The sequence below is a fragment of the Halomonas sp. A29 genome, assembly GCF_046723295.1.
GTDB lineage: Bacteria > Pseudomonadota > Gammaproteobacteria > Pseudomonadales > Halomonadaceae > Halomonas.
Genome location: NZ_JAXQPR010000004.1, coordinates 378,421 through 388,122, shown reverse-complemented (window position 1 = coordinate 388,122; position 9,702 = coordinate 378,421). Strand labels below are relative to the sequence as shown.

The window sequence follows — 9,702 nt, the reverse complement described above, 5'->3', positions numbered from 1 at the left end:
GGGCCCGGCATAGTGCCGGGCCCGCTGCGTTTACGCCTTGGCTATCGATCAGCCGCGCTGGCGTTCGCCATGATGCTTGCTGTGGCCCTTGTGGTGGCGGGACTGCATGAAGGCCTCGAGAGCGGCGATCTGCTCCTCGCTCAGCACTTCGCCAAGGGCCTCCCGGTGCTCGTCGCGCAGCGCTTGCCATGCTTCACGGCGCTCTTCGCGGGAGTCGAACTCCTGGCCGCGCAGCTCCTGCATGTCGGCATACAAGGACTCGCGCAGCTCGGTCAGGCGCTCGCGCTCCTCGTCGGAGAGCTCCCAACTGTCGACCAAGGTGGTCAGGCGCTCCTGCATGCCCTGGCGGCGTTCGCCACGGCGCTCGGCATGATGCTCCTGGCGCATCTCGCGCTTGGCCTCGCGCAGGGCTTCACGCTGCTCATCGTCGAGAATCTCGTCCATGCGCTCACGGTGCTGCTCATGCAGTTCGCGCAGCGCCTGCATGTGCTCGCCATGAGCCTCTTCCAGAGCGCTGCGGGTCTCATCGTCGAGACCTGCGCGCTCGAACAGGGCCTGGCGGCGCTCCTCGAAGCGCTCCTGGTGCTGCTCGTGCCAGCCTTCGCTCTTGCCCGGCGCGGCGACGGCCGCCAGCGACATGGGGGCGATGGCCACGGCTAGCAGGGCAGGGAGCAGCAGCTTATGGGTGGCGTTACGACGCATGGGATCACTCCTTGGCGTTGGGTTGATGCTTGCAGTGTCGTACTCCCTTGTGCAACCAACTTGCAGCAAACGTGAAAGAAGCAAGGTCACTCTTCGGGTTGATACTTGTAGCCGACTCCATAGACAGAACGGATGATCTCGCGTTCGGGCCAGACGTCGCTGATCTTGCGACGGAGCTTCTTGACGTGGCTGTCGACGGTGCGCTCGGAGACGATGCGGTGGTCGCGGTACATGCGATCCATCAGCTGGTCACGGGTAAAGATGCGCCCGGGTGCCTGCATCATTACCTTGAGCAGTTGGTATTCCACCGCGGTGAGTCCCAGATCCTGGCCGTCGGCCAGTGCTCGCCAGCCCTCGTCGTCGAGCACCAGTTGGCTGCCGGTAATAGAGGCGGGGTCGCGCAGTGCCTGGCTGCGGCGCAGCACCGCCTTGACCCGAGCCACCACCTCGCGGGGGCTGAATGGCTTGCAGATGTAGTCGTCGGCGCCGAGCTCCAGGCCCAGCAGGCGGTCCACTTCCTCGACCCGTGCGGTGAGCATGATGATCGCTACGCTCTGCCAGCGCTGACGAATCTCCCGGCACAGGGTGAGCCCGTCGATGCCGGGCAGCATCAGATCGAGCAGCACCAGCGACGGTAGTTGCTCGTCGACATGCTGCTTCTGCAGCCAGGGCAGTACCTGGTCGCCATGGTCGATATGCTGTGTGGCGAAGCCGCTGCCCTCCAGGTAGTCGGCCACCAGGCGCGCGATCTTGGGTTCGTCCTCGACGATCAGCAGGGTGTCACGTGGGGCTTCGGAGTCGTGCATGGGAGCCTTTCCTCATGGGGTCCGTTCTTCGGCATCCAGGACTGGAAACTCGAGGGTCCAGCATAACCCACCCAAGGGGGAGTGGGAGGCCTGCATGGTGCCGCCGTGGCTCTTGACCAGGGCGCTGGCGATGGAGAGGCCCAGGCCGCTGCCGCCGCTGGCACGGCTGCGAGAGCCCTCGACCCGGTAGAGTCGCTCGGTGAGCCGGTCAAGCGCGGCTTCGGGCACGCCCGGGGGGCTGTCCTGCCAGATCACTTGCACCCGATCGTGCTTGGCGATCAGTTTCACTTCCAGCAAGCCTGGTGAGGTGGTGTAGGCGCAGCTGTTGTCGAGGAGGTTGGTCCAGAGCTGGCGCAGGCGACGTGCATCGCCGCGAATCCAGGCCGGTCCCGAAATCGAGGTGGAAAGGGCCATGCCGCAGTCGTCGAGCCAGCCAATGGCTTCCTCGAGGCGTGAGCCGAGGCTCGCTGCCAGGTCGAGTGGCGCCAGTTGAACTTCGAGAGCTCCGGCATCGCTCTGGGAGAGCAGGCGCAGGTCGGTCACCAGGCGCTCGAGTTGGCCCACCTCCTGCGAGAGGGAGTGCAGGTTGTCCTGGTTGAGCGGACGAATGCCGTCCTGCATGGCTTCGATCTCGCCGCGCAGCACCGCCAGCGGCGTGCGCAGCTCGTGGGCGATGTCGGAAACCCAGCGGTTGCGGGCCTCGCGGCTGGCCTCCAGGGTGGCGGCCAGCATGTTGAAGTCGCGTGCCAGGCGAGAGAGCTCGTCGCGGCCGCGCTCCGACAGCCGGGCACTGTAGTCGCCTTCGATCAGGCTGCGGGTAGCGAGTGCCATGCTGCGCGTACGCCGCCCCAGCCACCAGGCCAGGCCTCCGGCCAGCAGCAGCGAGGCCAAGCCCAGGGAGGCGACGATGATACCAAGATTGCGCTGCTGGCGGGACAGGAAGATACGGTCCATGCGTGCCATCAGCTGCTGCGGCGGGCGATAGCCGAGGGTGCCGACCCGTTGGCCCTGGTATTCGATGGGCAACCAGTGCAGTTCGGCGGCCATCTCGCGGTCGTCCGGGGGCAGGCCGATCACCGGCAGGCCGTCAGCGTCGTGCAGCACGAAGTCGCGGGCATCGCCCAGGCGGCGCTCGATGCCGTGGGACGGCGGGCGCTCGCCGGGCCATAGCTGCTGGCGCACCAGGCGCTCCCAGGCCGGCGGCGAGTCGCGCAGCCACTGCCAGCCGTCGCGACGTGCCCACTCCTGGCCCAGCCCCTCGGCCAGCGTCTCGGCGCGGCTGGCCTGGGTGGTCTCGAGGTACTCGAGAAATCCCCGGTCGAGGCTGCGCGAGACCGACAGGAACACCAGCCCGGCGATCACCACGTTGACCGACAGAATGATGACGAACAGCTTTACGCCCAGGTGCGAGAAGGGCGGGCGGGGGAAGCGTAGCCTCATCGAGTCGGCTCCTGGGTAGGGTGGGCGTGGGTCAGGTGTTCCCATCGTTCGCGCAGGCCTTCCAGCATCAGGTACAGGCAGGGTACCAGCACCAGCAGGATCAGGGTGGCGAACAGCATGCCGAAGCCCAGCGAGATGGCCATGGGGATCATGAAACGGGCCTGGCGCGAGGTCTCGAAGATCATCGGCGCGAGCCCGAGGAAGGTCGTCATGGTGGTCATCAGGATCGGCCGCAGGCGCCGGGTCGCCGCGGCGACGATCGCCTCGCGAGCGCCGAACCCTTCGCGACGCCGCCGGTTGGCATAATCGATCAGTACCAGGGCATCGTTGATCACCACGCCGGACAGCGCCAGCATGCCCATCAGGCTGATCACCGAGAGGCCGAAGCCCATGATGGCGTGGCCGGCCATGGCGCCGATGATACCGAAGGGAATCGCTGCCAGTACCAGCAGCGGCTGAAGATAGCTGCGAAACGGGATCGCCAGCAGCGCATACAGCGCGATCAGCGTCAGCCAGGTGGCCTGGCTCAGCGCCGAAACGTTCTCGGCGGTTTCCTGCTGACGGCCGCCCAGGGTCAGCTCGAGCCCCGGCCAGGCGGCCTGCAGCGCAGGGAAGACATCCGCTTGCAGGGTGGCCACCACCTGGTTGATGCGAGCATCGCTGTCGGTGTCGGCGGTGACGCTGATCTGGCGCCGGCCGTCGAGCCGTTCCAGGGTGGTAGCGGCGCGGCCGAGGTGGATCTCGGCGATTCGAGAGAGCGGCACCTCCAGGCCATCCGCGGTACGGATGGGCAACTGATAAAGATGGCCCAGGCTGTCGCGCTCCTCGCTGGGCAGGCGCACCGCAATGGTGATCTCATGGCGCCCGACGAACTGCTCGATGGCGGTGACGCCCTGCAGCGGGCCGCGCAGCTGGGCGGCGAGGTCGGCGCCGGTGAGGCCCAGCGCACGCCCCTCCGGCGACAGCCGCAATTCGAGCTGTGGCTTGCCGTCTGCCAGGCCGCTGTCGATATCGGTCAGCCCGTCGAACTCGGCCAGCTCGTCGGCCAGCCGCGTGGCGGCGGCTTCCAGCGCACGGCTGTCGGGGTGCGACAGGCGCAGGGTGAGCCCGGCGCCAGCGCCCGGGCCACCGAAGTCCGACTCGAAGCGCACGGCCTGGGCCCCCAGGATATCGCCGGTTTCCTCGCGCCAGGCCCGAGCCACTCGCGAAGGGGGCCAGGCGTCGAGGCTTTCGCGCGCAAGGGTCAGGCGCACGTTGAGTCGTTCGCCGTCGATCTGGGCTCGGGTGTCGGCGAAACGTGGGCCGTCGTCGCGTTCGGCCAGTGCCGCGGCGGCATCCAGCAACTGGTCGCGAATGCGCCGATCCTCGGCGATGGGGCTGCCTACCGGCAGGGTCACCGTGGCCTGGACACGGTCGGACTCCACCCGCGGCATCAGCGAGAAGCCCATGCGGCCGCTCATGCTCCAGGCGATGGCCAGGGTGAGCACGGCAATGGCCAGGCTCACCGTGAGCAGGCGCAGGTCGAGGGCGCGCTGCAGGAAGGGCTCGAAGCGCTGCTGGGTAAAGTGGGCAAGGGCGCCCTGCAGGGTACGGCGCAGACGATCCAGAGGCCTGAGCCAGGGGCTCGGCTCGCGGCCGCCGGCGCGGTGGGCCAGGTGTCCAGGCAGGATGAACAGCGCCTCCAGCCACGACACCACGAACACCGTGACCACCACCAGCGGGACGACGGCGAAGATCATGCCGAGGAAGCCCGGCAGAAACAGCAGCGGCAGGAAGGCGACAATGTTGGAGAGGATGGCGAAGGTGATCGGCACCGCCATTTCGCGGGCGCCGCGCACGGCGGCTTCACGCAGCGAATGTCCCTGTTCGCGGTAGCTGTGGATGTTCTCGCCGACCATGATCGCGTCGTCGACCACGATGCCCAGCGCAATGATGAAGGCGAACATCGACATCATGTTGATCGACACGCCGAGCCACGGCAGGAACAGCATGGCGCCGAGGAAGGCAGTGGGGATGCCCAGGGTGACCCAGAAGGCCAGGCGCGCCTCGAGGAACAGCGCCATCAGTACCAGTACTAGTGCCAGGCCCAGCCAGGCGTTCTTGAGCAGCAGATCGAGGCGGTCGCGGTAGATCTCGGAGCTGTCCTGGGACACGCTCAGGCTGACCCCCTCGGGCAGGCCGGCACGCAGCCGTTCGAGCTGGGCGTGCACCGCATCGGAGATGCCGATCGGCGTCTGGTTGCCGATCTGGTACACCTCCAGGCTGAGTGCGGGGGCGCCGTTGTAGAGCACCTCGCGGTCGCTTTCGGCGAAGCCGTCGATCACCCGGGCGATATCGCCCAGGCGCAGCTGGCCGCCATCGGCGGTGCCCACCAATGGCAGCTCGGCGAACTCGCGAGCCTCGTCGCGCCGCCCCTGGTAGCGCACCAGCCACTCGCCTTCGGCAGTGGCCAGTCGGCCGCTGGCGAGATCCAGCGCCTCGTCGGCGATGCGTGCGGCCAGGCCGCGGTGATCGAGGCCATGCCGATGCATGGCCTCGGCATCGAGCAGTACCTGTATCTCACGCTCGCGATTGCCGGAAAGCTCAACACGCGAGATACCGGAGGAGGCCTGCAGCTCGGCGCGCAGCTCCTCGGCAACGTCGTGCAGCAGCCGCTCATCGACCCAGCCGTGCACCTGCAGGCTCATGACGCTGCGCGATCGGCCAGCGAGGCTGAAGCGCGGCGGGTCGGCGGCGGCGGGCAGGTTGGTGATGGCATTGATTGCTTGCTGGATGTCCTGGTAGGCGCGCATCACGTCGACGCCGTCGATCAGGCTCAGGGAGACCCGCCCGGCACCCTCGTTGGCGGTGGCGGTCATCTCGTCGATGCCGTCGACGTCGGCCAGGGCCGCCTCCATGGGCAGCAGCAGGCTGCGCTCGACCTCCTCGGGCGTGGCGCCGGGATAGCCGATCGCTACGTGGACGATCTCCAGTTCGAACTCGGGGAAGACTTCCTTCTTGATCGCCAGCGATGCCAGCAGGCCGCCGGCGATCAGCAGCACCATCAGCAGGTTGGGCGCGACGCCATGGTGAACCATCCAGGCGATGGGGCCACGGCGCATCATGAGCGGTTCTCCTCACGCTCGCCGGCCGGTCGCTCGCGGTCGGCGATGCGCGGGCGCAGCCGCATGCCTTCGCGAGGCTGGCCGAGCTGGGAGGTCACCACCCGCTCGCCATCTTCGAGGCCGGTGCCGACCAGCACGCGGGTCTCGCCGCGGTGCACCACTTCCACCGTGCGTCGGCGCAGACGCTCCTCATCGTCGAGTACCCAGAGCATGTCCCCGGGCCGCAGAGCGGCAGCGGGTAGGACGAACAACCCTTCGCGCGGCCGGGTATCGAAATCCAGGCGCACCACATCGCCCAAACGCAGGGCTGGTGCGCCGTTCTCCAGCCCCAACGGGTCCTCGACCGCCACCAGCAGCTGGGCCTGAAGGCCCTGCTCTTCCAGTGCCGGCAGCATGGCGATCACTTCGCCATGACGCACTTCGCCGCCGGGCCAGGTGCGTGTCGACAGGCGCACCGCGCTTCCGGGGCCTGAGTCGTCGGCGGCCTGCAGCCAGCCCAGCGCCTCACCGGGCAGCGAGACACGTACCCAGAAGCGCGAGACATCGATCAGGTGCAGAACCTCGGTGCCATTGGCCACCATGCTGCCGGCGCCCAGCAGCCTGGCCTGCACCATGCCGCGCCAGGGGGCCGTGAGCGTGGCGCGTTCGAGCTCCAGCCGCGCCCGATCGCGGGCGGCGCGGGCCCGCTCCACTTCCGCCTCGGCCTGGCGCAGCTGCGGTTCGCGCAGCACCAGGGCGCGGCGCTCGGCGGAGAGCTCGCGGCCGAAGCTGCGGTACTCGGTCTCGGCGCGCTGCTGCTCGCCGCGCTCCATGGCAAGCTGCGCCTCGGCCTGTGCCAGTGCAGCCTCGGCGTCGCGCAGGCCGAGGCGCAGGTCGGCCTCGTCGAGGCGTGCCAGGGGGGCACCGGCTTCCACCACGCGGCCGGGAAGGGCCTCGGGCGTGAATTCGAGCAGCTCGCCGGCGACCCGGCTGGCGAGTCGCGGCTCGCGCTCGGCGACGACCCGACCGAAACCGTACAGCTCTGGGGCGGCGGCCTGGCGCTGCGCCAGTACCGTGTCGACCAGGGCCGTCGGCGCCTCCACCGGGGCGCGGCGTTCGATACGCGGCGGCTGCGAGATCAACCACCAGGCGCCAACTGCCCCTGCGGCCAGCACCAGTACGGCCAGCAGGGCGCCGAAGGTGAAGCGGCCACGCTGGCCAGAGCCGGCGCCGCGGAGAGTAGGCGTGGAGAGACGAGAGGAGGCTGGCATCTAAGGCTCGCGACGGACTGTGGGCTCAGGCAGCATCGCTCAATGCGATGCAGCCAATGGTCACGAAGCGTGCAAGCAGTGTGCAAGCGAAGCAGGAGGATGGATCAGGAGCAGGTTTCGCCCAGGATCAGCTCGGTGCCCAGCAGGCGTGAATGGCCCGGCTCCAGGCCCAGGATCATGCGTGCCGCCAGGCGTCCCTTCTCGCCGCTCTCCTGGCGCACCGTGGTCAGCCGCGGCGCCCGGTACTGGCCTTCGGCGATGCCGTCGAAGCCGATCAGACAAATATCCTCGGGAATACGCAGACCACGGCTCTCGGCCAGGGTCAAGGCGGTCAGGGCGATGCGATCGGACATGCACAGCAGCAGGTCAGGGCGTTCGTCGGCAGGCAGGTCGAGGATCTCCTCGAGCACCGGGGCGCACACTTCGAAGGTGTTCTCCTCCACGTTCCACATCGGTATGCGCTCGGTGGCGAAACCGTGCTGAGCCAGGGCGCGATGGAAACCGGACAGGCGCGCACGGGTAATGGTGAGCTCGGCCGGCAGCAGGGTGTATTCGGGGTCGATGCGACCGTTGCAGGGTTCGCGTGTGAGGCGCAGGTTGACGATGGCCGGACGTCGGCGAGGCATGGCCGCCAAGGCATGGTCGGCGATTTCGAAACAGGCCGGCTCGTTGTCGACGTGTACCGAGGGATGACCTGCCACGTTGAAGTCGACCGCCACCAGCGAGGCATTGAGCGGCAGTGAGTCGAACAGCTCGTCGGAGGGCATCAGGCCGTAGACGATGAAACCGTCGGCCATGCTCGCCGAGTCGATCAACTGGCACTTGGCCTGGCGCGCGGAGAGCAACAGCAGGGTGTGGCCCTGGGTGTCGAGTACCTCGGCCACGCCGGAGAGGAACTCGCTGGAGACGGCATCGTTGAGGCTGTAGGTAAGGCTCTCGGCCAGGATCACCGCGATGATGCGCGAGCGCCCGGTGCGCAGGCTGCGTGCCTTGGCGTCGGGGCCGCGATAGCCCAGCCGCTTGGCCTCGGCGAGGATCCGCTCGCGCAGGTTGGGCGAGAGCTGATCCGGCCGGTTGAAGGCATTGGAGACTGTGGCGGTGGAAACGCCGAGCTCGCGGGCCAGATCCTTGAGGGTGATGCGGCGGGCCGGTGGCGACACGGTGGTTTTCCTGCTAATGAGTTCCAACCAAGGATACCGCCCCGGCCGAAGCCGGGACAGTCTTGCCGCCTGTTTTCATGGCGGTGCCGCGGTGTCAGGCCGCGGCACGTGCCGCCTTGACCGGCAGCGCCCGGCCGTTGGCGTCGAACAGGTGGACGTGTTCGGGGTCGGGAGCTAGCGCCACGCGCTGGCCTATCCGCCACGAGGTGGGTGCTTCACCGCGCTGGATCAATAGTGTGTCGCCTTCCTTGGGCTCGAGATAGACGTAAACCTCGTTGCCCAGGTACTCCACGTTGACGATCTCGAAACCCTCGCTGTCCTGGGCTTCGGTAAGACGCAGGTGCTCGGGGCGGATGCCCAGCATCAGGCCGTCTCCCCGGGCGTGTCCCGAAGCATCCTGGGGCAGAGCCTGCTCGGCCAGCCCGGCGGCGCTGACCCGGCAGCCGGTGGCGTCGGTGCCAACCAGCCGTGCAGGCAGGAAGTTCATCGTCGGCGAGCCGATGAAGCCGGCAACGAACCTGGTCGCCGGGCGCTGATAGAGCTCCTGAGGGCTGCCCACCTGCTCCACGCGACCACCGTTGAGCACCACGATCTTGTCGGCCAGGGTCATCGCCTCGACCTGGTCGTGGGTGACGTAGATCATGGTCGAACCGAGCCTTTTGTGCAGACGGGCGATCTCGTTGCGCATCTGCACCCGCAGCGAGGCGTCGAGGTTGGAGAGCGGCTCGTCGAACAGCAGGATGCGCGGTTCGCGGGCCATGGCGCGGCCCATGGCGACGCGCTGGCGCTGGCCGCCGGAGAGCGCCTTGGGCTTGCGTTCGAGCAGCTCCTCGAGCTGCAGGATGCGAGCCGTCGCCATCACTCGTTCGTGCACGGTCTCTTTGGCGGTCTTGGCCAGCTTGAGGCCGAAGGCCATGTTCTCGTACACCGTCATGTGCGGGTAGAGTGCGTAGGACTGGAACACCATGCCCACGCCGCGCTCCCGTGGCGGCAGCTCGTTGACCACCTGGTTGCCGATGGAGAGTTCGCCGTCGCTGATCGATTCCAGGCCGGCAATCAGGCGCAGCAGGGTGGACTTGCCGCAACCCGAAGGGCCGACGAAGACCACGAACTCGCCTTCTCCTATCGCCAGGTCCACGTCCTTGATGATGTGGGTGCTGCCGAAGACCTTGTTGATGCTGTCGAGGGTGACGCTTGCCATTTGACCCATCCTCGGCCGTTCGCGGCCGGTCGTTGTTGT

At 67.9% G+C, this 9,702-nt stretch carries 7 protein-coding genes; all 7 read right to left on the bottom strand.

Annotated elements, in window-relative coordinates; translation table 11 throughout:
• Positions 1-48: 48 nt before the first annotated feature.
• Positions 49-702, bottom strand: coding sequence for a hypothetical protein (locus SPH52_RS10075; RefSeq protein WP_411794886.1), 654 nt, complete (start codon positions 700-702; stop codon positions 49-51).
• 86 nt (positions 703-788) lie between these two features.
• A complete protein-coding gene (locus SPH52_RS10070) occupies positions 789-1,508 on the bottom strand; it encodes a response regulator (protein ID WP_411794885.1) in 720 nt (239 codons plus the stop codon).
• Between the two features lie 12 nt (positions 1,509-1,520).
• Complete coding sequence (locus SPH52_RS10065) at positions 1,521-2,948, bottom strand: ATP-binding protein (protein WP_411794884.1); 1,428 nt, start codon at positions 2,946-2,948, stop codon at positions 1,521-1,523.
• The gene (locus SPH52_RS10060) at positions 2,945-6,052 is read right to left on the bottom strand and encodes an efflux RND transporter permease subunit (protein ID WP_411794883.1); all 3,108 of its coding nucleotides are present in this window, start codon (positions 6,050-6,052) and stop codon (positions 2,945-2,947) included. The genes SPH52_RS10065 and SPH52_RS10060 overlap by 4 nt, the downstream gene beginning before the upstream one ends.
• Positions 6,049-7,302 (bottom strand): efflux RND transporter periplasmic adaptor subunit, encoded by a 1,254-nt coding sequence (locus SPH52_RS10055; protein WP_411794882.1) that lies wholly within the window; start codon positions 7,300-7,302, stop codon positions 6,049-6,051. Before SPH52_RS10055 ends, SPH52_RS10060 begins: the two co-directional genes overlap by 4 nt.
• 104 nt (positions 7,303-7,406) lie before the next feature.
• Positions 7,407-8,462, bottom strand: a complete 1,056-nt coding sequence (locus tag SPH52_RS10050; RefSeq protein ID WP_411794881.1) for a LacI family DNA-binding transcriptional regulator — start codon at positions 8,460-8,462, stop codon at positions 7,407-7,409.
• Between the two features lie 94 nt (positions 8,463-8,556).
• The gene (locus tag SPH52_RS10045; protein ID WP_411794880.1) at positions 8,557-9,663 is read right to left on the bottom strand and encodes an ABC transporter ATP-binding protein; all 1,107 of its coding nucleotides are present in this window, start codon (positions 9,661-9,663) and stop codon (positions 8,557-8,559) included.
• Between the last annotated feature and the right edge of the window lie 39 nt (positions 9,664-9,702).

Excerpts from the sequence above, each read along its gene's own strand:
- SPH52_RS10075 (WP_411794886.1), bottom strand. The coding sequence starts at position 702 with ATGCGTCGTAACGCCACCCATAAGCTGCTGCTCCCTGCCCTGCTAGCC.
- SPH52_RS10070 (WP_411794885.1), bottom strand. The coding sequence starts at position 1,508 with ATGCACGACTCCGAAGCCCCACGTGACACCCTGCTGATCGTCGAGGAC.
- SPH52_RS10065 (WP_411794884.1), bottom strand. The coding sequence starts at position 2,948 with ATGAGGCTACGCTTCCCCCGCCCGCCCTTCTCGCACCTGGGCGTAAAG.
- SPH52_RS10060 (WP_411794883.1), bottom strand. The coding sequence starts at position 6,052 with ATGATGCGCCGTGGCCCCATCGCCTGGATGGTTCACCATGGCGTCGCG.
- SPH52_RS10055 (WP_411794882.1), bottom strand. The coding sequence starts at position 7,302 with ATGCCAGCCTCCTCTCGTCTCTCCACGCCTACTCTCCGCGGCGCCGGC.
- SPH52_RS10045 (WP_411794880.1), bottom strand. The coding sequence starts at position 9,663 with ATGGCAAGCGTCACCCTCGACAGCATCAACAAGGTCTTCGGCAGCACC.